This is a genomic window from Campylobacter blaseri (assembly GCF_013201895.1).
Classification (GTDB): domain Bacteria; phylum Campylobacterota; class Campylobacteria; order Campylobacterales; family Campylobacteraceae; genus Campylobacter_B; species Campylobacter_B blaseri.
In genome coordinates this window covers 150221-172178 of record NZ_CP053841.1, presented here as the reverse complement: position 1 = coordinate 172178, position 21958 = coordinate 150221, and the positions used below count along the sequence as shown (strand labels likewise).

Annotated in this window: 25 protein-coding genes; 1 reads left to right on the top strand and 24 read right to left on the bottom strand. The window is 30.4% G+C overall.

The window, feature by feature from the left end:
* Nucleotides 1-28: 28 nt before the first annotated feature.
* The 18 genes from CBLAS_RS00930 to CBLAS_RS00845 form a co-directional block, all read right to left on the bottom strand.
* Entirely contained in the window at nucleotides 29-2530 is a 2502-nt protein-coding gene (locus tag CBLAS_RS00930) for a molybdopterin guanine dinucleotide-containing S/N-oxide reductase (RefSeq protein WP_106870801.1), read from the bottom strand.
* A gap of 9 nt (nucleotides 2531-2539) precedes the next feature.
* A complete protein-coding gene (locus tag CBLAS_RS00925) occupies nucleotides 2540-3103 on the bottom strand; it encodes a hypothetical protein (RefSeq protein ID WP_106870799.1) in 564 nt (187 codons plus the stop codon).
* 204 nt (nucleotides 3104-3307) lie between these two features.
* Nucleotides 3308-4246: a thioredoxin-disulfide reductase gene (gene trxB / locus CBLAS_RS00920; protein ID WP_106870797.1), complete on the bottom strand. Its 939-nt coding sequence runs from the start codon at nucleotides 4244-4246 to the stop codon at nucleotides 3308-3310.
* Between the two features lie 100 nt (nucleotides 4247-4346).
* Nucleotides 4347-4661: a thioredoxin gene (gene trxA, locus CBLAS_RS00915; RefSeq protein WP_106870795.1), complete on the bottom strand. Its 315-nt coding sequence runs from the start codon at nucleotides 4659-4661 to the stop codon at nucleotides 4347-4349.
* A 68-nt stretch (nucleotides 4662-4729) separates the two neighbouring features.
* Nucleotides 4730-5068 (bottom strand): YraN family protein, encoded by a 339-nt coding sequence (locus CBLAS_RS00910; RefSeq protein ID WP_106870793.1) that lies wholly within the window; start codon nucleotides 5066-5068, stop codon nucleotides 4730-4732.
* A gap of 2 nt (nucleotides 5069-5070) precedes the next feature.
* Entirely contained in the window at nucleotides 5071-6336 is a 1266-nt protein-coding gene (locus CBLAS_RS00905; RefSeq protein WP_106870791.1) for a homoserine dehydrogenase, read from the bottom strand.
* On the bottom strand, nucleotides 6336-7541 hold the full coding sequence (locus CBLAS_RS00900; RefSeq protein ID WP_106870789.1) for an LL-diaminopimelate aminotransferase: 1206 nt from the start codon (nucleotides 7539-7541) through the stop codon (nucleotides 6336-6338). Before CBLAS_RS00900 ends, CBLAS_RS00905 begins: the two co-directional genes overlap by 1 nt.
* Nucleotides 7542-7551: 10 nt before the next feature.
* A complete protein-coding gene (locus CBLAS_RS00895; protein WP_106870787.1) occupies nucleotides 7552-8307 on the bottom strand; it encodes a hypothetical protein in 756 nt (251 codons plus the stop codon).
* Nucleotides 8301-9251, bottom strand: a complete 951-nt coding sequence (locus CBLAS_RS00890; RefSeq protein ID WP_106870785.1) for a hypothetical protein — start codon at nucleotides 9249-9251, stop codon at nucleotides 8301-8303. The genes CBLAS_RS00895 and CBLAS_RS00890 overlap by 7 nt, the downstream gene beginning before the upstream one ends.
* On the bottom strand, nucleotides 9244-9924 hold the full coding sequence (gene rlmB / locus CBLAS_RS00885; protein ID WP_106870783.1) for a 23S rRNA (guanosine(2251)-2'-O)-methyltransferase RlmB: 681 nt from the start codon (nucleotides 9922-9924) through the stop codon (nucleotides 9244-9246). Before rlmB ends, CBLAS_RS00890 begins: the two co-directional genes overlap by 8 nt.
* A 35-nt stretch (nucleotides 9925-9959) precedes the next feature.
* On the bottom strand, nucleotides 9960-10772 hold the full coding sequence (gene rsmI / locus CBLAS_RS00880) for a 16S rRNA (cytidine(1402)-2'-O)-methyltransferase (protein WP_106870781.1): 813 nt from the start codon (nucleotides 10770-10772) through the stop codon (nucleotides 9960-9962).
* A gap of 3 nt (nucleotides 10773-10775) precedes the next feature.
* Nucleotides 10776-10976 carry a 50S ribosomal protein L31 gene (gene rpmE, locus CBLAS_RS00875; RefSeq protein ID WP_106870778.1) on the bottom strand — a complete coding sequence of 67 codons (201 nt, stop codon included), beginning with the start codon at nucleotides 10974-10976 and terminating at the stop codon, nucleotides 10776-10778.
* A 73-nt stretch (nucleotides 10977-11049) separates the two neighbouring features.
* Nucleotides 11050-11706, bottom strand: a complete 657-nt coding sequence (locus CBLAS_RS00870) for a 16S rRNA (uracil(1498)-N(3))-methyltransferase (RefSeq protein WP_106870776.1) — start codon at nucleotides 11704-11706, stop codon at nucleotides 11050-11052.
* A complete protein-coding gene (locus CBLAS_RS00865) occupies nucleotides 11706-12095 on the bottom strand; it encodes a hypothetical protein (RefSeq protein ID WP_106870774.1) in 390 nt (129 codons plus the stop codon). Before CBLAS_RS00865 ends, CBLAS_RS00870 begins: the two co-directional genes overlap by 1 nt.
* Nucleotides 12096-12677 carry a 6-pyruvoyl trahydropterin synthase family protein gene (locus CBLAS_RS00860; protein ID WP_106870772.1) on the bottom strand — a complete coding sequence of 194 codons (582 nt, stop codon included), beginning with the start codon at nucleotides 12675-12677 and terminating at the stop codon, nucleotides 12096-12098.
* Entirely contained in the window at nucleotides 12678-13424 is a 747-nt protein-coding gene (locus CBLAS_RS00855) for a 7-carboxy-7-deazaguanine synthase QueE (protein WP_106871207.1), read from the bottom strand. It lies immediately after the preceding gene.
* Complete coding sequence (moaA, locus tag CBLAS_RS00850; protein ID WP_106870770.1) at nucleotides 13424-14392, bottom strand: GTP 3',8-cyclase MoaA; 969 nt, start codon at nucleotides 14390-14392, stop codon at nucleotides 13424-13426. Before moaA ends, CBLAS_RS00855 begins: the two co-directional genes overlap by 1 nt.
* Before the next feature lie 63 nt (nucleotides 14393-14455).
* Entirely contained in the window at nucleotides 14456-14752 is a 297-nt protein-coding gene (locus CBLAS_RS00845; RefSeq protein ID WP_106870768.1) for a hypothetical protein, read from the bottom strand.
* Between the two features lie 109 nt (nucleotides 14753-14861).
* Here CBLAS_RS00845 and miaA point away from each other — a divergent pair, with 109 nt between their 5' ends.
* A complete protein-coding gene (gene miaA, locus CBLAS_RS00840) occupies nucleotides 14862-15746 on the top strand; it encodes a tRNA (adenosine(37)-N6)-dimethylallyltransferase MiaA (RefSeq protein WP_106870766.1) in 885 nt (294 codons plus the stop codon).
* Here the strand turns inward: miaA and nuoN are convergent.
* From nuoN to nuoI, 6 genes are read right to left on the bottom strand one after another with little or no spacing between them, the layout of a single operon-like run.
* A complete protein-coding gene (gene nuoN, locus CBLAS_RS00835; RefSeq protein ID WP_106870764.1) occupies nucleotides 15733-17202 on the bottom strand; it encodes an NADH-quinone oxidoreductase subunit NuoN in 1470 nt (489 codons plus the stop codon). The two genes, miaA and nuoN, sit on opposite strands and share 14 nt — an antisense overlap.
* Nucleotides 17192-18724, bottom strand: coding sequence for an NADH-quinone oxidoreductase subunit M (locus CBLAS_RS00830; RefSeq protein ID WP_106870762.1), 1533 nt, complete (start codon nucleotides 18722-18724; stop codon nucleotides 17192-17194). Before CBLAS_RS00830 ends, nuoN begins: the two co-directional genes overlap by 11 nt.
* Nucleotides 18724-20565: an NADH-quinone oxidoreductase subunit L gene (gene nuoL / locus CBLAS_RS00825; RefSeq protein ID WP_106870760.1), complete on the bottom strand. Its 1842-nt coding sequence runs from the start codon at nucleotides 20563-20565 to the stop codon at nucleotides 18724-18726. Before nuoL ends, CBLAS_RS00830 begins: the two co-directional genes overlap by 1 nt.
* Before the next feature lie 4 nt (nucleotides 20566-20569).
* Nucleotides 20570-20872 (bottom strand): NADH-quinone oxidoreductase subunit NuoK, encoded by a 303-nt coding sequence (gene nuoK, locus CBLAS_RS00820; protein ID WP_172658159.1) that lies wholly within the window; start codon nucleotides 20870-20872, stop codon nucleotides 20570-20572.
* Nucleotides 20869-21393, bottom strand: a complete 525-nt coding sequence (locus CBLAS_RS00815) for an NADH-quinone oxidoreductase subunit J (RefSeq protein WP_106870756.1) — start codon at nucleotides 21391-21393, stop codon at nucleotides 20869-20871. Before CBLAS_RS00815 ends, nuoK begins: the two co-directional genes overlap by 4 nt.
* Nucleotides 21386-21952 carry an NADH-quinone oxidoreductase subunit NuoI gene (nuoI, locus tag CBLAS_RS00810; protein ID WP_241517587.1) on the bottom strand — a complete coding sequence of 189 codons (567 nt, stop codon included), beginning with the start codon at nucleotides 21950-21952 and terminating at the stop codon, nucleotides 21386-21388. Before nuoI ends, CBLAS_RS00815 begins: the two co-directional genes overlap by 8 nt.
* Nucleotides 21953-21958 lie beyond the last annotated feature (6 nt).

Here is a 21958-nt window from a genome sequence, read left to right as displayed (position 1 = left end):
AAAGCCCTAGTTAAAGGGCTTCAAAAAATTAAGATTTTGGATCTATATGTTTAAATATAGATAGTTCTGGGGCTTTACCTTCATATTTTTCTATGTTAACCAAAGCAGTATGAGAGATATTTCCATTTGCAAGTTTTGATGTTGGCATATCAATTGTCAAAACATTTGCACTACCATTTTTACAAATAGTATTAGCCTCTTTTGAATTGAGTGGATCATACCATGCACCCTCATCAAGTTTCACAACACCTTGCATAATATCTTTTGTAACAACAGCTCCTGCTAAAACTTGACCTCTTTTGTTAAATACCCTAACAATATCTCCTGTTTTAATGCCCTTAGCTTTTGCATCTTTTTCGTTTATCCATATAGGTTCGCGGTTAGCAACTGCATAGCTATCTCTTAAAACGATGTTATTTTGTTGAGAGTGAAGTCTGTTTGTTGGGTGAACACTTATCATATGAAATTCAGCAGGTTTTTGTTTCATTCCAAGCCATTCAATAGGCTCAAACCAAGTTGGGTGTGCATGACAATCATCATAATTCATCTTTTCAATAGTCTCAGAATAAATTTCTATAAGTCCTGATGGAGTTCCTAGTGGCTCCAAAATAGGATCCTCTCTAAAATCACCATATCTTACATAGTCAAATGATTCCATATTTTGAACGAACTCAATAGGTTTATTCTCTTCCCAAAACTCAGCAAATGGTTTCATAACAACACCATTTAACTCTTCAAGTTGCATACCTTTAGCTTGCTCTCTTGCTTTTTCATAGAAATATTCTATCCATTCAAGTGCAGTTCTACCTTCCGTATACTCTTTTTCTACACCAAATTTTTTAGCTAAATCTGTAAAAATTTCATAATCATCCCTACTTTCTCCAACCTCTTCAACAGCTTGTCTCATAGGAACAATAGATAAATTTGAATAATCCCCTGTCATAGAGATATCATCTCTTTCATAACTTGTAGTTATAGGCATAACAATATCAGCCATTCTTGCTGTTGGAGTCCAATAAATTTCATTTACCACAACTGTTCTTGGTTGTCTCCAAGCTTTGATATTTGTATTTGTATCTTGATGATGAACAAGTGGATTTCCACCAACCCAATATATAAACTCAAGTTTTGGATATGTAATTTTTTTACCATTATGGTCTATTGTTTTTCCAGGATTTAAAAGTGCGTCTGCTATTCTAGCAACTGGTATAGCATGGCTTGTTGCTTTTTGAAGCCAACTTTGACCTGTTCCGCCATTTGAAGTTCCAGAACCTATACCTGCTACAATTCCTGCTTTTGCAGTTGGAACACCTCCGTTACTATAGTGATAGCTTAATCCAAATCCACCACCAGGAAGACCAATTTGTCCAAGCATAGAACATAGTGTTACTAAAGCCCAATGAGGTTGTTCGCCATGATGAGATCTTTGCATACCCCATCCACTCATAATCATAGTTCTATTTTCATAAAACATATGAGCTAGCTCTTTTATAGTTTTTTCATCAATTCCACAAATTTCTGACGCCCATTTTGGTGTTTTTTCAGTTTTGTCCTTGCCTTTTCCTAATAAATAAGGTAAAAATTTATCAAATCCATGAGTATAATTTTCTATAAATTCCTTGTCATATTTACCACTAGTATAAAGTTCATGCATCATACCAAGCATCATTGCAACATCTGTATTTGGTCTTGGTGCTATCCATTGTGCATCTAAATATTTGCAAGTTTCATTTTTGATTGGATCTATGAAAACGATTTTCTTACCACTTTTTTTAAGCTCTTCAAAATACTTAAATCCAAGCTCATCAGTTATAGTCCATGCGATTCTAAGAGTTGATATAGGATTTGCACCCCAAATTACTACTATGTCTGAATGCTCTAAAACTAATGGCCAAGCAGTTTGTTGCTCATAAACTTCAATAGTTCCTAAAACATGAGGCATAATGATTTGTGAAGCTGCGGTTGAATAATCTCCCAAACCTCCTACAAAGCCTCCAATGCTATTCATAAATCTATGAAGTAGTATTCTTGAGTTTTGAACATTTCCTGAACTTTTCCAACCATATGAGCCTGCATAAATGCTGTCATTTCCAGTAGCTTTTATAGTCTTTTTAAGCTCTTTAGCTATTAAATCAATAGCCTCTTCATAACTAACTCTAACCCACTCATCAGCACCTCTTAGCTCTCTTTTTGGGTCATCAGGGTTTTGTAAATAACTTTTTCTAACATATGGATATTTTACTCTATCTTTTGCATAAACAAGCTCTGCGATATGATCTTGGAGTGGATTTTTAATCTCTGATGTTTTTTTCAAAGCTTCACTTTTAACTATTTTTCCATCTTTTATAGTTAATTTCAATACTCCCCAGTGTGCTCCTGTAACAACTTCACCATCTTTTATAAGCTTAAATCCTTTTTTAGCGTTTTGTGCTGAAAAAAGATTAGTTTGCATAAATAGTGGCATACTAGCAGCTGCTGCTAAAACCTTTAAGCTTTTTCTTCTTGATAAATCTGTTTTTATATGTGACATCATCTCTCCTTAATCTTTTTTTGTTGTTTTTTGTAAGAACTGAGTTACTAAAAATCTATCTTTTTTATCAATTGCTGTTCTATCAACCATTGACTTAAATACACTTGGCCATTGATTTGCATTATACTCGTTTATCCCGTGAAGTTGATGACAGGTAGAACAATTTGCAGTAAATAGCTCATTTGCTCTTTGCATCATAGACTCTAAATCTTTATGAAAATTTTCATTTTTAACATATGTAATTACGCTAACCTCAGCCCACTCTTTATCGTCTTTTATCATTTCTCTTCTAACATTGGAATTTTTTCTAAAAGCAGCATTTAAAATTCTTTTTCCTTTAGTAAAATAAAGAGCTTGTTCTTTTCCATTTTGAACATATCCTTTTATTTTAACTTGTAAAAAATCGCCCTCTTTATTTAAAATTTCCACAGGCGCTGTTGGCAGAAGCCTTCCAACGACTTTTTCTCCTTTTGGTGTTTCATATAGTGATTTTACTACATCAGAATATACTATATCTCCACCAAAAAGGTAAGAACTACATAGCAAAGACAAAACTAATATCTTTTTTTTCATAACAATCCTTTTTTATAAGTTTGGCTTAAATTATTATACAAAAAATTACTAAATATTAAATTATTTTTAATATTTTTAAGAAAAATATTTTATAAGTTATATTTTATTTATAAATATTTTGTTAGGTTTGTTAGGTTTAGTATAAAAGCAAACTCTTTTTGCCTGTAATCTAGCAAAGAGAGTTTGCTTTATATATTTTGTTTTCTATTCTAGGCTTTCTAGATAACTCATAGCACTAAGAGCTGCTGTTGCCCCATCGCCTGCTGCCGATACAACTTGTTTTGGTGCATCAGCTCTTATATCACCTGCTGCAAAAAGACCTTTTAAGCTAGTTTCCATTTTAAGATTAACCCCTATTTGCCCACTTTCAGTAATGCCACAAATGGGCTTATCGTTTTCATCTTTTATAACATTATTTCTTACATCAAGACCTACAAAAGTGAAAACCCCTGGAACATCTATCTCTCTTGTGGAGTTATCTTTAAATTTAACTCTAACACCAGTTACACCCATTTTATCACCATAAACCTCGTCTATCTTTGCGTTTAGAACAAACTCGATTTTTGGATTATTTTTTGCTTTTTCTAGTGTTGTTGGTGCTGCTCTAAAGCCTTCTCTTCTGTGAATTAAATATACTTTTGAAACTATGTGTGAGAGATATATTGCCTCTTCAACAGCAGTATCACCGCCACCTATTACAGCAATTTCTTTATTTTTATAAAAAAACCCATCGCAAGTTGCACAAGTACTAACACCTCTTCCAAAAAACTCATCTTCGCCTTTAAAGCCTGCTCTTCTTGGTTTTGAGCCTGTGCAAACTATAACAGCTTTTGCAAGGTATGTTTTACCACTTTCATCAAGAAGCGTAAAAGCTCCATCTTCATTTTTTGATACTCTTTTTATAGATGTTCTTTCTTGTTTTAATCCAAATCTCATGGATTGCTCTATCCATGGTTGCATAAAGCTATTTCCATCCATTAAAGTGGCAACCCCTGGGTAGTTTTCAATCTCTGAGCTTCCTGTTATTTGACCACCAAGTATTCCAGATTCAAATAAAACTACATTTTTTACACCGCCTCTTGTAGCGTAAAGTCCTGCTGCAAGACCTGCTGGTCCGCCGCCTATAATTGCTAAGTTTATCATTTTTTCTCCTGTAATTTTATTATAGATAAAATTTAAAAATAAGTTGTATTTAAAATAAAATTAAATTTTGAAGCCAAGAAGGCTTCAATTGTTCATATCATTATAGTAGTGAATTTATCTTATCAGCAATAGCTTGTTTTGATTGAGCACCAACTAATTGTTCTTTAATTTCTCCATCTTTAAAAAATAGTAGTGTGGGAATTGATCTAACACCATATTCTACTGCTAAATCTTGCTCTTCATCTGTATTTACCTTACAAATTTTAGCCTTACCATCAAATTCTTCAGCCAGTTCATCTATAACAGGCGCAAGCATTCTGCACGGTCCGCACCATGGTGCCCAAAAATCAACTAACGCCACCCCTTCTTTTACAACATCAAAATTACTTGAAGTAAGTTCTATGTATTTTGCCATAATCTCTCCTTTAAAATTTTATCAACATTATATAACAATTTTATTAAATAAAAAAACAATAAAATTTATTAAATAGTAATGTTTCTTATAAATTCCACCTTTACGCCATTAACTATAACTATATCAAGCTGATAATCTTGACTGTTTTTAGTTTTGGATAGATAAAATCTTATAGTTTTTAAAATTTTATCTATTTTTGTTGGTGTAACTCTATAAATGGCCTCATAGTCACCCTTAGTTGATTTAACCTCTATAAAATGAAGTATATTATCTTTAGTTGCTATGATGTCAATCTCTCCAAATTTGGATCTAAAATTTCTTTTTATAATTTCAAATCCTATATTTTCTAGATATTTTACCGCTCTATCTTCGCCTTTATATCCAAAAATATACTCTTTTAAACCCAATCTTAGTCTTCTATCCTTATCATAAAAGGTCTTCCATCTACAAAATCCTCTTTTTCAAGCAAAGACATCACTCTTTTAACATCTGCCTCTAAACTTGTATGAGTTATAAAAAACAAAGTTGTATGATTTTCATTTTTATTTCTTGGTTTTTGTAAAAATGTATCTATAGAAAGTTTATTGTCACTCATTAGATTAGTAATCTTAGCAAGCACTCCTACTTTATCTTCAACTTTAACTCTAAGATAATATTTCGTTCGTATAGAGCTTGTAGGCAAAAGTTCTATTTTTTGAATTTCAGATAGCTCTTTATATCCAAGCATTGGGTTTTTGTTCTCTCTTGCTATATCTACTAAATCTGCTATCACAGAACTTGCAGTTGCGTCCCCTCCAGCACCAGCACCATAATACATACTTTCGCCCAATGCGTCTCCATAGATACTAATAGCATTCATAACTCCATCAACTTTTGATATCATCTTCTCTTTTGATACTAAGGCTGGATGAACCCTAAGCTCTGCTTTGTTGTCTGTTTTTTTTGCTATTGCAAGAAGTTTAATCTCATAGTCAAATTCCTTTGCAAAAAATATATCTTCAGATGATATTTTCTCAATTCCCTTTATAAGAATGTCTTCTGGGTTTCCATGAACACCATATGCAATACTAGCTAAAATAAGTAGTTTATGAGCAGCGTCATAACCCTCAATATCAAATGTCGGATCAGCCTCTGCATAACCTAAATCCTGCGCTTGTTTTAGCGCTTCTTCAAATTTGATACCACTTTGCATCATATTAGTTAGTATATAGTTGCTAGTCCCATTTAAAATTCCAACTATTTTTTCTATCTTATTAGCACTAAGCCCCTCTCGTAATGCCTTTATTATAGGAATTCCTCCTCCAACACTTGCTTCATATCCAAAAGAAGTATCGCCTGCTTTTTCTTGAAGTGCATATCTATGGTAGGCAAGCAAGGCTTTATTTGCGGTAACAACCGCCTTTTTTTTATCTAAAATTTTACTTATTATTTCATATGGCTCTTCAATGCCCCCCATAAGCTCTACATATACATCAATATCATCTCTATCTATAACACTATCAATATCATCTGTTAACTCTATATCACACTCTCTTGGTTTTTTTAAGTCTTTGACAACTCCTATAACAGGCTCTATATGCTCACCTGCTCTTGCAGCTATCATGTGTCTATTTTTTTTAAGTATGTTTATCACTGAAGTTCCAACAGTGCCTACACCTAAAATTGCTATTTTCATTAAACCTCTTTAAGATATTTTTTTATATTTTTTGCAGCCTGTCTAATTCTATTTTCGTTCTCAATTAGCGCTATTCTAACATAATCATCTCCAGCTAAACCAAAGCCTGCTCCAGGACTTACTGCTACGTTTGCTTTATTTAAAAGCTCTTTTGAAAACTCTATACTTTTTAAATGAAGTACTTTTTCTGGTAATTTTGCCCATAAAAACATAGAAGCATTTGGTTTTTTAAGCTCCCATCCTGCATTTGCAAATGCGTCTATTAAAACCTCTCGTCTTTTATCATATATATTTATATTTTCCTCTATTATATCTTGTGGTCCATCAAGTGCTATGGTTGCAGCAACTTGAATAGGAGTAAACATGCCATAATCATACCATGATTTTATCTTCTTAAGAGCTGCTACTATTTTTTTATTTCCACAAACAAAACCAACTCTCCAGCCAGCCATGTTATATGATTTTGATAAGGTGTATGTTTCAACAGCGACATCTTTTGCGCCATCTATTTCAAAAATTGAAGGTGTTTTATACCCATCAAAAACAAGTTCAGCATAAGCAATATCGCTAATTATATAAAATCTTTTCTCCTTAGCCATCTTTACAAGCTTTTCATAAAAACCTTTATTTACTGTAACAGTAGTTGGGTTGTGCGGAAAGTTAACTACAACATATTTTGGCTTAGGAATACTATCTTCAAAGGTCTGTTTTAAATCTTTAAAAAATTTATCCTCATCTAATAAAAAATTTTCATCATAAGCAAGTTGGATTTTAACAACGTTTCCGCCTGAGATTATAAAAGCTTGCGTATGGATAGGGTATGCTGGATCTGGAACAACTGCAACATCTCCCGGGTTTATTATAGCCGTTGCAAGATGGACAAAACCCTCTTTGCTTCCCATTGTGGCAACTATTTCAGTATCAGGATCTAAATCAACATCATATTTTCTTTTATACCAATTAGCACAAGCTAGTCTTAGTTTATAAATTCCTTGTGATACAGAATATCCATGAGTATTGTCTTTTCTAGCACTTTCACAAAGTTTTTCAACTATGTGGCTAGGTGTTTTCCCATCTGGGTTTCCCATAGAAAAATCAATTATATCCCTGCCACTTCTTCTAGCTTCCATTTTTATAGCATTAATTTGTGCAAATACATAGTTTGGAAGTCTCTCTATAGTATTAAAACGAATTTCATCAAACATCTATTTTCCTTTATAAGCTAAATTTTAATCCCTGCTTTATATTATCTAAACTACTAGCATCATCTACTTGGATGTAATTTGCTCCCTCTGGCAAGTTAACATTTAAGCTTTGTCTTGGTTCATTTATATTTTTCTCTTCAATTAATTTTAAATTTGAATCATATATTCTAATTTTAGGATGCCAAATATCACCTTGTTGAACTGAAATGCTTATAGATTTTTTATCTTTTATATTTATAAAATATGGTTTAATTGGTTTCTTATATTCAGATCCAAAGGTAGGACCATATAAATTTGACTCTTTCGTATTTAATGTATATTTATATGACGTTTTTGAAGACTTGATTGCATCTGTGATAAAAATATTGCTTTTTTTAAGTTCTTTATATATCTCACCTGGATCAGGAATTTTAGAAGCTTTTACTATAATAGAATAAGAAGAATTATCTGAGTTTTCAAATTCAATATTTTCGTAATCAAAATAGCCTAAATTAAATAAGCTATCTTTTATTGACTTAATTAGTATAGAACCATTTCCATTTGAGTCAAAAGTAAGCTTTATATTAACTTTTTCATTGCTTAGCAAATTTAAACTGCCATCTTCTTGTAGTTTTTTGGTAATTAAGTCGATGTTTGGATTTCCATTTTCATCTGTTAAATTCTCCATACCAATAGAATTACCACCTAAATTTGAAGCTATCTGCTCGGCACTAGCTCCAAACAGAGATATAGAAAAAATCAAACCTAAATAAAAAGTTCTTACCAAGCTTTTCCTTTGTTTAGTTTTACAAACTCATCATATGTTATCTTTTTAACTTTGCCATTTTTTATATGCAATCTATATGGATTTTTATTTTTAAATGTCTCTTTTTCGCCATCTATGTCCAAAGAAAATAATCCATGCCCTGTTAGGATTAGCTGCTCTTTACTTAGATCAATCTTATACTCTTTATCTGTAGTTAAAGTTGATTTATTTCCACTTTTTAAATCAATAATCCCTATCCACATATTCTCACTTGGAATAATGCTAACACCTTTAGAAGCTATAGTTACTTCATCTTTAGCTAAATTATCATCTGCAATAAGCTCAGAATTATCATCTAGAGTTAAATTTTCATCTTCATTTAATGTAGTATTTTGCTCTAAATTTACAGCAATCTCTAAAGCGTTTAACTTTGTATCATTATCCTCTTTAGTTTCGCTATATTCTTCATTGTTAGCTATAATTCCTATGTTTTCAAGTTTGTTTTCTACCTCTTTAACCATTGGAGTTGTGTTATTTTGATATATGTTAACGCTTTGTGTATTTTTTGAAAAATAGTTTTCAAAATTATATAATTCGAATTTAAAAACAACAAAAATCAATACAGCTAAAATAAGTATCCAAATTAAAAATGTAGGAAATTTTCTACCCTCTTTTATAACAATCTCTTTTTGCTTAATGCTATTAGAAAATACTGGACCACTATCTTTAAGATAATATTCTGAATTATGTGTGTTATACTCTTCAATCCATTCATCTAAATCTAAGCCATACTCTCTTTCAAGTATTTTTATAAAGCATTTTGCATTTTTGGATTTAAGTTCATCATAATTCTTATCAACTATAAATTGTATGTATTCAGGCTCTATATGAGTCTCTCTTGCTACTTCATTAATGCCAATTTCTTTAATTTTATCTAAAGAATTAACTACTTTTTTTTCATCCATTTATTATCCTATCGCAAATTATAGCAAATGCTGCACTAACATTTAAAGAATCCCAATCATTGTTCATTTTTATGCCTAGACAATCATCACATTTTTGTAAAACCTTGTTAGGAATTCCTTCCCCTTCGCTACCCATTATTAGAGCTTTTTTTGAGCTAAATTTAACTTCTTGAACACTCTTTCCACCTTTTGCACTACCGTAAATACTAAATCCAACCTGTTTTAATTCATTTATTAAATCAAGCCCATTTTTTATAGTGCAAATTGGTATCTCATAGGCTGCGCCACTACTAGCTCTTATTATACCTTCGATTGATAAACTATTGGATACAATGACTATACCATCAGCACCTAAGGCATATGCTGTTCTAGTTATAGCGCCTATATTTCCAACATCGCTTAAACCATACAATATAACTAAGAAATTTTTGTTTTTTAATCCATCTATGCTTGCAAATTCAAAGTCTTTAACTTTGGCTAAAAAACCTTGATGATTTCCACCTCTTGCCATTGCTTGGGCTTTTTTATTATCAACTCGCTCTATCCTAACACCAGAGCTTGCAATTTTTCTAAATGTCTGTTTATCGCACTCTTTGGCAAGATAGATGGTTTCTAACTTCTCTTTATGCCTATCTAAAATATGTAAAAATAATTGTTTTCCGTAAATAATCATCTTAAGATAATAGCAAAAACTTCTTAAAAATAATATTATTTTATTAAATTGTTATAAATTTCTTTTACGCTTTTGCCTGTTATTTTAGAGATTAGTTTTGCTTTTTGTTTTGGAGGGATATCTAAAGATTCGATATCTTGAAGGGTTATTTTTTCACTATTTTGGTTTTTGGAGGCTTCTATTACAACACTCCATTCTCCATTTAAGTTTTTATCCTCAAGAGCAATTTTTAAATTTTTTGCACTATCTATATATTTTGTTTCAAACTTTTTGGTTGCCTCTTTAATTAAAAAAACTCTTCTATCTTTATCAACTTCGCAAATATCATCAATTAAACCGATAATTCTTTTTGGAGATTCATATAGGACTACAGGATAGATAGAATTTAGCACATTTTGAATTTCAATTTTTCTAGCTTCGCCCCTATTTGATAAAAACCCTAAAAACGTAAACTCTTTTTCTACAATTCCACTTGCAACAGCGCTTAATAAAAGAGCATTTGAACCACTTAATACTTCATAAGCAAGCTTTTTTTCTTGCATATATCTAACAAGATGAACACCAGGATCGCTAATACAAGGCATTCCTGCATCACTCATATATATGCACTCTTTTTCAAATATAGACTGGTCGATATTAAAAATAAAGTCTTTCTCATTATGGGAATGAACAGAGTAGAAAATTTTTTCTTTTATGTTGAGATTATATCTATCTTTAAGTAAATTTATAAGTTTTTTTGCAACTCTTGTATCTTCGCAAAAGACAATCTCAGAGCTTGAAATAACATTCAATGCACGCTCTGAGATATCTGCTAAGTTCCCAATAGGGGTAGGAACAAAATATAGCAATTTTTAGTTCATGCCGTATTTTTTCTTAAATTTCTCAACTCTACCAGCTGAATCTACTATCTTTTCACTGCCTGTGAAGAATGGATGGCATTCTGAACAGATGTCAACTCTTATTTCAGGTTTGTTTGATTTTGTTTGAAAAGTGTTTCCACATGCACAAGTTGCAGTGCATTCTATATATTCTGGATGTATATCTTTTTTCATTATAATTCCTTTTTTTAGATCTAAATTCTAAATTGAAGGCTGATTATACTACAAAATTAATAAAAAATCAAATTTACAATATCATTTTTGATGTAGCTGCCAAAATAGCAGTGTTTGATCTAAGTATATATGGAGAGTTTAGAGCATACTTTTTTTCAAACATATTTTTTTCTCTTTTGCTAAATCCACCCTCTGGACCTATGAATAAAATCTCATCTTTGTTTGCATTATCTATGTTTTCTCCACCAAAATCAACTAAAGAAATTTTACTGAATTTATCTTTTAACTCATCACTACTTTGACAAATTTCCATCTCTAAGATAGAATTTCTACCACATTGTTGTGATGAGCTTATTAAAATTCTCTCAAATCTTTCAAAATTTAGTTTTATATTTTTTTGCGAAAAGTCACAATATACAAAAATTAATCTCTCAACACCTATTTCATTTAAACTAGGTAGTGTTTTTTCTATAACACTATCTTCAACAACTGCCCATGCAATACTAATATTGCTTTTTTTATCTTCTACACTATTTTTAAAAATCAGTTCTAAATTTATACTTTTTCTTAAAATTTCCCGTATCTCATAGATGTAGTTATAGCCATCTTTTAAATTTCTAACATCAAGCCTATCACCTACTTTAACTCTTCTTGCTCTAAGATGTTTAAATTGCTCATTTTCTATCTGTAAATACTCATCGCTACAATTTTTTGAATATAAAAAAACCATTATATATAACTCGCTATTAAAATTATAATTAAATTTATCATTATTAAATTTCTCATTTTCTTCTTAAATGGTGAATAGTTTTTAGTATAGTAAGCTCTTTTCAAAGCTTTAAACCCAATGGCTCCAAAGCCTATCATAACTATAAATACTATAATCATTACAATAACACTGTAGCTAAAATTAAATCTTAAAATCGGTAGCAAATTTGCCCCAGTTACAAAAAGCATAGCCATAACTGAGTAGTAAGCTGGTAAAAAAAGTCTTATTCTTTTTGCATATTTTGGACCTTCGCCAAATTGTGTAAGAATGAGATGTAAAATAGACATCAAAAAAACCAATAGCGCAAAAAACTTATGAAGACTTAGGCTTGTTTCGTATAACTCCATCATTTAGCAATCTTTTTCATCTATAAAGCTAATTCCATTTTTCATTTTATTAAATAGCTCTTTATCGTACCACTCACCAACTACCTCATCGCTAAATTTGATATCTTCTAAATTTATGATCCCCATATTTTCATTGTAAGCATCATCTCTAAAACATTGAGCATAACCTGTAGTTGTCTCATGAACTATAATACTATGAAGCCTTACTTCCTTTTCGCCATTTTGCATTTTTGTAAGAGATAAAAGCCTATCAATCAAAACAAAAAACACTCTGCAAAACTGCTCTGCACTTGGATTGTATGGAATTTCAACCCATCTTAAAGAGTGTTTTTTGATATCGTTTTTATACTCATCGCTATCACCACTAAATATAGTAGTAGAGTGATCAAAACTATCAATTAAAGTTTTAATACCTTGTTTCATAAGTCCAAAATCATACACCATAGAGGCGTTATCTAAGAAATTTGAACTAAGCAAAACTTCACACTTATATGAGTGTCCATGTATGCTAGTTCTACATCTTTTTGAACTACAAAATCTAACTATATGTGCGTTTTCAAAATTGTAAATTTTTCTTATAATCATCTAAATTCCATCTTTATCATCAAATATTCTAATATGAATTCTATCACTATAATTATATCCATTTTCAAGACAAAAATTAAAAGTATATTTTGCATTCTCTTCTAGCTCTTTTTTGTTTTTAGACATAGGCATACAAAAAACACTATTTGGTGCATTTTTTATAATATCTAAAATTTCATCTTTTAAAGTAATCTCTTTAGATATTACAAATTTATAAAAGCTATCTTTTGAACTATTTTTAATCGTATTTAAAGCATTGTAATTTAATCTTTTTTCGTTTTTTTCTAAGCTATTAGATAGTTTAGGGCTTATACAAAAAATACATTTTTTGTAATTTGGAAAATTTATAAAATCAACCTCTATACTCCCATTTGTTTCAAAATGAACCTCATACTCAAGCTCTAATAACCTACTAACAAACTCATAAAAAACACTATTTTTATAATGCAAAAGAGGTTCTCCGCCTGTTATTACAATTATTGGTTTATGATTTAATTTTAAAGAGTCTATTTTTTTAAATAGCTGAGAGGCAATATCTATATTTTCATATTCAAAATGGCTTGTGTAGACAGCTCTAATAGTATCACAACCAACCAATGCTTCATTAGTTTTTGGTGAAATTTGCTTTACATTAAAGCCTCTACATCTAAGATTACACCCTGCAAAACGGAAAAAAATAGCACTTGATCCTGCATATTTTCCCTCGCCTTGTATGCTATAAAACCACTCCACTAACTTGAGCAATATCACCCACCTGTTTCGTAAAATGCTCTACTTGAAATTTCATTTTCAGCAATTGTGCCCCATTTATTCTTTTCAGGTTTATTTCTTAAAACCTCTCTAAGTATCTCAACAGCCGCATTAATATTGCCATCTTTTAAAGCTTTTTTAATACTAAGTGCCTCTTCAAAATACAAACAAGGTATCAAAAGCCCTTCTGCACTAAGTCTTATTCTATTGCAAGAGTCACAAAAATCATGCTTATGTGGATCAATAATTCCAAATTTATATCCATCATCTATCTCATACATAGTTGATGGAGAATTTGCTAGTTTGCCAACCTCTTTAATACTATATTTTTGTGAAATTATGTTTAAAATTTCATCTCTTTTAAGCCCTACTAGCTCATCGTTTGCGTGTGTATTTTCCATGTATTCTATATATCTTATGGTTGCATTTTTTGATTTTGCAAACTCCAAAAGAGATATAAGCTCATTTTCATTTATGTTTTTTAGGGCTACTGTATTTATCTTTGCTTTTAGCCCTACCTCAATTGCTTTATCAATTCCTAGTAATACCTTATGTAAAACATTTTTTTGTGCTATTTGTTGTGCTTTTTTAGGATCTAGAGTATCAAGAGATACATTTATTCTTTTAAGCCCTGAATCTTTCAAAAGTTGTGCGTAGTTTTGTAAAAAATATGCATTTGTTGTAAGTGCTAAATCAATTTCAGGTGCATAATCACTTATCATTTTAATAAATTTATCCAAGTCTTTTCTAACAAGTGGCTCACCGCCTGTAATTCTTATCTTTTTTATGCCCTCATCAATTGCAACTTTTATAAACATAAACAGCTCTTCAAAGCTTAATAAATTTTCTTTTGGAACCCAGCTAAAAGGGGTATTTGGCATACAATATTTACATCTAAAATTACATCTTTGTGTTACTGAAATTCTTAAGTAATCAACAACTCTACCATGTCCATCTATTAACAATTTAAATCCTATCTTTTTCTTTAATGATACAATTATTTTGTAAATGCAATATAGATAATCTTTTTATAATTGTCTTATTAGGCTTTCTATATCTTTCAAAGATTCAAGTGTTGGATTTATTTTTTTATCTATTTGGGCATCGATTTGCTCTGAAAAATCCCCAATATCTAGATCATCAACAATTTCATTCAAAGATTCTAAAGATTTTTTTAAAGTAAAAATTTCAGCCATATTATCGCTAATTATCTGATCGTATCTATCAAATCTTTTATTTGTCTGTTCATCTTTTATATAAAATAAAATAAGCATTAAAAACAAAACTACACAAAGCCCTAAAATAATAATAGTATCAATGCTCATACTCTCTCCTTGCTGTTTTTAGATATATAATCTAACATTTTAGCTAATTTAAAATAAAATAGTCATTATTAAATCAATATATGTTAAAATATTTTACTTAAGGAGATATATGTTTGTAGAATTTGCTATTATTGGAACTACTGCTAGCGGTAAGAGCAACTTAGCTCTTGAAATAGCCCAAAAGTATAATGGTATTATACTAAGCCTTGATTCTCTTTCAGTTTATAAGGAGATAGATATTGTAAGTGCTAAACCAAGTAAAAATGAACTTAGCTTGGTAAGGCATTTTGGGATTAATTTAATATATCCAAACAAACATTTTAGTGTTGGCAATTTTATAAAAGAGTATAGACAAGCAAAAGAGCATGCTAAAAAGTTAAATGTACCCTTAATAATCACAGGTGGCAGTAGCTTTTATCTAAAAACCATGCTAAGTGGCCTTAGTCCAAAAATAGATAATGTAAAAACGGATCTAAAAAATGATGAAATTTATGAAATTATTAAAGATATAGATCCCCAATTTGCTTTAAAATATAGCCAAAATGATAGTTATAGGCTTTTAAAATGGTATAGTATATATAAAACAACAAATCAAATTCCAACAAAATTTCTAAAAGAAAACACAAGCAAGCCCACCATTAATCATCTTAAAATTTTTGAAATTAAAACAGATAAAGAGATATTAAGAGAAAAGATTAAAGCAAGAACCAAAAAAATGTTTGAAGCTGGTCTTTTAGATGAAGCAAAATATCTTTTTAGTAAATATGATAATAGCTTAAAAGCTTTAAACTGCATAGGACTTAAAGAGTGCAAGGATTATTTTGATAATAAAATTTCAAAAAATGAGCTTGTAGATCTTATAACAATCCATACAGTACAGCTTGCAAAGAGACAAAGAACTTTTAATAAATCAAAATTTAAAGATAAAATCTCTTTAGATATTGAGTCTTTAAAAGTGGCTATAGAGGATTTTTTAACCTTTAATAACCACTAATTATAATCATAGAGCTAAGTTTAAGAGTTGAAAAAATATACTCCACTACAATTGGTGCAAAAATAGACAGCAGTGCAGTTAAAATTAAAACAAATCTTACTAATTTTATGGAAATTTCTATCTTTTCTAGCGGTTCTTTTAAAAACATATATACTACAATTTTTAAATAATAATAAACTGCAATAGCACTATTTAAAACCATAATTACAGCAAGTATATTATACTCTACACTCAAAATCGAACCTATAATATAAATTTTACCCCAAAAAAGGCTAAAAGGCGGTATCCCTGCTAAGGAAAACATAAAAATAGCCATAATTAAAGCTAGTAGCGGTTGCTCTTTTATAAGTCCGGAAAAATTCTCAAATTTTACTTTTGATTTTTCATTATTTACATTCTCCATAACCCAAACCACACTAAAAGCTCCTAAATTTGCAATAGCAAACATAATCCAGTATAAAAACAGACTCATAGTTGCTTGAGTAGTGCCAACAAGAATGGCAGCCATTGCAAATCCTGCATTAGATATAGAGCTAAATGCAAGCATTCTTTTTACGCTTTTTTGAACTAAGGCTGTTATATTAGCTAAAGTCATAGTTAGGACGATTATAATGTATAATACATTGCTTATCCAATCAATACCAGCTAGCAAAAAAGAATCAAATATTCTTAGTCCAATTACAAAAGCTGCTATTTTAGGAACTATAGAGATATAAGCAGCCAAAGGAGTTGAGGCGCCCTCATAAACATCTGGTAGCCAAGTATGAAATGGAACTAAAGAGACCTTAAATCCAATCGCAACAACTATAAAGATAGTTCCAGCATATAGTGTTAAATTACTTTTCATCTTAGCTTCAGATATTGCACTATATATTGTATGCATTTCAACGCTTCCTGTTACAAGATAGAGTATGGCACAACCAAAAATGAAAAAACCAGAGCCCACAGATCCCATAACAAAATATTTTAAAGCAGCTTCCACAGAGTACTTTGTGTTTTTTAAAGCAATAAGTGTATAAAGTGCTAAGCTAGATAGCTCTAAGCCTATTATAATTAAAATCAAATTATCACTACTTACCATAAATTCATACCCAACTAACATGAATAGAAAAAGACTATAGAACTCAGGCTTACTAGTTTCACTACTATAATTGTCTTCAAATTTCAATGCCATAAAAAATATCGATGTTGCTATGATTAAAATTATGGAAAATACAGCTATACCGTCCATTAGCACAATGTTAAACATTCCTCTAAAATTTGCCAATGGACTGCTAATTGTTATAAAATTTAAAATTAGCCCAACTATAGTTAAAGATAGATAAAATCTGTTTGAAAGCTCTTTTTTTACCATGCTTATGCAAAGTATCCCTAATGCAAAAAAGATTAATAAAATCATTGGAGCAATTGATGATAAATTTAAAGCTTGGATATCAAAAATAATTCTATTTAACATCTAAACTCCTTTTAGTATTTGAGTTTTCTATATAGCTTTTTGTTGTGTTATTATCAGTTTTTTGATACATAAAAAATATACTATTTTGAACGGATTTATCTATATTTGTTAAAAGTAAATTTGGATAAATTCCTAAAAATATAGTTAAAAAGACTATTGGTACTATTGCAAAAAGCTCTGATATGTTTAAATCTTTTAAATTTCTGTTTTCTGTTTTTGTGATTGGTCCAAAAAATGTTAATTTAAAAAGATTCATACTATATATAGCCCCCATTATTATGCCAAATCCTCCAAGAAATGCGTATATAGGATTTACTTTAAATATTCCAAGTAAGCTTAAAAACTCCCCTGGAAAACCCATAGTTAAAGGAAGTCCAATGGAACCTAATAAAACTATACAAAACAAAGTTGCATAGATAGGCATAGTTTTTGCAATACCACCAAACTCACTTAATATCTTTGTATGTCTTCTTTCATATAAAAAACCAATAAGCATAAATAGACCACCACTTATGACCCCATGGCTTATCATTAAAAATATCGCACCACTAATGCCCTCTATACTCATAGAAAAGACACCAAGAACAATAACTCCCATATGTGCTATAGAGCTATAAGCTATAATTTGTTTTATATCTTTTTGTCCAAAAGCTATAAAAGATGTGTAAATTATCATAATAATAGCTATTATGGATATAAAATCTGAAAAATATACACTAGCATCAGGAAACATAGGAAGTAAAAATCTTACAAAACCATAAGTTCCCATTTTAAGAAGTATGGCAGCAAGTAAGATTGATCCAACAGTAGGTGCTTGTCCATGTGCATAAGGAAGCCATGTATGAAATGGAAACATAGGAGTTTTAATAGCAAAGGCTATAAAAAATGCTAAAAATATCCAAATTTGAGTGCTTGTAGGAAGGTTTAAATTTTGCCACTCTAGTATATTAAAGCTATAATATCCAGTAGTTTTATATGAAAGATAAGACATAGTAAGTATCCCAACAAGCATAAACATAGATCCAAAGAATGTGTATATGAAAAACTTTACAGCAGCATAAATTCTTTTACCACTTCCCCAAGAACCTATAATATAGAACATTGGCAACAAAGATAGTTCCCAAAATGTATAAAATAAAATAGCATCTAAGCTAAGAAAAACACCCATCATGGTCATTTCTAAAAACAAAATACTAATTATTATATGCTTTAACCTATCCTTGATAGTTAGACTTATAAGTGATACAAAAACTATAAATGAGCTAAGAACTATCAAAAAAAGTGAAATTCCATCAACCCCTAAATGATAATTAACATTAAGTGAATTAATTAACGGAATAAACTCCATCATTTGAATAACAGAAATTTCAGAAGAGAAATTTATCCATACTAAAATAGTAAAACAAAATTCTATAAAGCTAACTATTAAAGAGTATGCTCTAATGCTTTTCTCATCCACGATAAAAGCAAACAACGCTGCTATGAGTGGAAAAACTATAACTAAGCTTAAAATATACCCCATTAATTCCCCTTAATAAAAAATGCTAAAAGCAGCAAGACAACAAACCCAGCAACTAGCCATCTAAGCATTAGTGATAGATTTCCACTATGAATCTCATCTGTTTTCTCTCCAAGCTTAGATATACTATTTGCCATACAGTCAACTGTTTTGTCAATAATGGTATTATCTAAATTTACACATATATTGGCTATTTTATAATATCCATTTATAAAGACTTTACTATAAAGCTTTGGTATATTGTATTGGTTTAAAAGCAACTTATAAATTAAATTGTTTTCTAGTTTTGGTTTAAAAATATCAAATTTATATGCATATATTGCAAAAATAGTACTTAAAGCTACTAAAACTAAAGTTATAACTATTAAATATATGGCAACTGAGTGCTCAATATTAATTACAAAATCAGGAACTACTTTATTTATAAACATATGAAATTTACTATCTGAAAACCCTGCTGTTAAAGACAAAATCCCAAGTGGAGCTAAGGCAATAAGCATAAATATTTTTGCCTCGTGTGGATGATGTTCATATTTAGCTTTTCCAAAAAATACAAGCATAATAAGCCTAAAACTATAAAATGCGGTCATCATAGCTCCGATTAAAAGCATTATCCATATTATAAAATAATCACTTGAAAAAGCAGCCTCTAAAATTTTATCCTTTGAGAAAAACCCAGCAAATGGATAAAATCCACAAAGTGCAAGTGAGCCAAGTATCATTAAAATAGCAGTTGGTTTCATATATTTGTATAATCCACCCATTTTTTTAATATCAAGTTCATCATTCATAGCATGCATAATATTTCCAGCTCCTAAAAATAGAAGTGATTTAAAAAATGCATGTGTCATAAGGTGAAATAGTGCTATAGAGTATGCCCCAAGTCCAGCTGCTACAAACATATAGCCAAGTTGAGATAAAGTTGAATAGGCTATTATCTTTTTTAAATCTCTATTAACAAGTGCCATAGAAGCTGCAAAAACTGCAACAAATGCACCAAGATAGACTATAAAATTACTAACAAAAATGGCTTCTGAAAAAACAAAATTTATCCTAATAACTAGATAAACACCAGCTGTAACCATAGTAGCAGCGTGTATTAAAGCAGAAACAGGTGTTGGTCCTGCCATAGCATCAGCAAGCCATGTATGAAATGGAAATTGTGCTGATTTCCCCATAGCACCTATAAACAAAAATCCGGCTATCCAAAAGATAATATTTTTCGGTAAGTTCGGAGCCGCCAAAAACAGATCTTCATATCTTAATGATCCTGCATAGTTGTATATTAAAAATATAGCAATAAGCATTCCAAGATCTGCTATCCTGTTCATTATAAATGCTTCATTGGCACACCAGCTTATACCTTTTTTCTCGTACCAAAAACCAATTAAAAGCCAAGAGCAAAGTCCAACTCCCTCCCAGCCTATAAAAAGTCCTATAAAGTTATCACTCATAACAAGAACTAGCATCGAAAATACAAAAAGCCCTAGATAGCTAAAAAATTTATTAAACCCTTCATCATGCTCCATATAACCGATTGAATAAATATGAACTATGCTTGATACTACTCCAACTGTTATCATCATAATGGAGCTAATTGGATCAATTATAAACCCAAAATCAATTTTTAGCATCCCTACATATATAAAATCACTTAAATATATAGATATATCGCCCTCAGTTGCAACTATTTCAAGAAGTATAAAGGAATTTAGAGTGCTTAAAATAATTAAAAAACTAGAAATTATGCCTATTAGAGTATTTTTTTTACTTTGAGCAAACACTCCTGCTATAAAAGAGGCTAAAAGTGGTGCAAAAAGTGCAATTAAAATATTGTATACCATAAACTTAGCCTTTTGCATTCATTAAACTGTCAATCTCTATGGTGCCAGTTTTTTTATACCAACGCACTAAAAGTGCAAGCCCAACTGCTATTTCACTAGCTGCAATAGCAATTACAAACATTGCAAATACCTGACCTGTCATATCGTTATGAAAATGACCTATTGCAACTAATGCAACATTTGCAGAATTTAACAAAATTTCAGTAGAGAAGAACAGCATAATAAGATTTTTTCTCTTCATAATGCCTATAAGTCCTAAGGTAAACATTATGATCGAGACTGCTAAATAGTGATTTAAACCTATCACGATAAGACCTCCTCTTTTTTATCCATATCTTTATGCACTAATACGATTCCACATATCATGGCAACTAAAAGCATAACAGCAACAAGCTCAAAAACAACTAAATATTTTGTAAAAATTATGATTCCAAATAGTTCTGTATTGCCTATTTTAGGAGTTATTGCATATTCTGTTTTTAAATTTTGATTAACTATTGGAGTTAAAATCATTAAAAAAAGTAAAAAAGCAGAAAAAACGCTTAGGGAGTAAATTAATTTTTGAGATCTTACCCTCTCGTTTACTTCAACTTGAGCATCAAAAAACATCATAGAAAAAGAGTATAAAACCACAACAGCACCTGTGTAAACTATGATTTGTACAATCCCTATAAAATCAGCATTTAACAAAAAGAAAAATCCTGATATGAATATCATACCCCCTGCAAGCGCAGTCATCGCATATAGTGTTTTTTTTGAAAATATACTTACTCCAAATAAAAATATAGAAGATATTGCAAAAAAATAAAATCCTATTATCTCAATCATTTTCTTGATCCTTTTTTATATAAGTAGTTGGGGTTAATTTGACTTTAAAATCAGCATCATTTGGCAATGCACCATATCCTTCAAATTCTTTTTGCTCTTTTAAGTCTTTTATATTGGTTAAAAAATCTTCTTTAAATCCATAATATGCTCTTTGTTCGCTTGCAAACTCATAATCACCGCCATGGACAATTGCAAGTTCAGGGCAAACATCAGCACATAAACCACAATAAACACATCTTCCTAAATTTATAGAGTAATTTATAACTTTTTTTCTTCCATCTTCTCCAAGCTTTGTATCCATAGCTATGCAATTACTTACACAAATTTTCTCACAAAGTCCACAACCTATGCATCTTTCATTTCCACTTTCAGCAAGCCTTAAAAGCTTATGAACTCCTCTATATCTTGCATCAATATTGACTTTTTCCATAGGATAAAACATAGTATGGTTACTGTTTTTTTTAAGCATCTCTCTTAGCACTACACCAAGTCCTACAAAAAGCTCTACGCTAAAAGTCCTTTTAAGAAATCTTCTAAATTTATCAATATTAGTTTTAATAGGTTC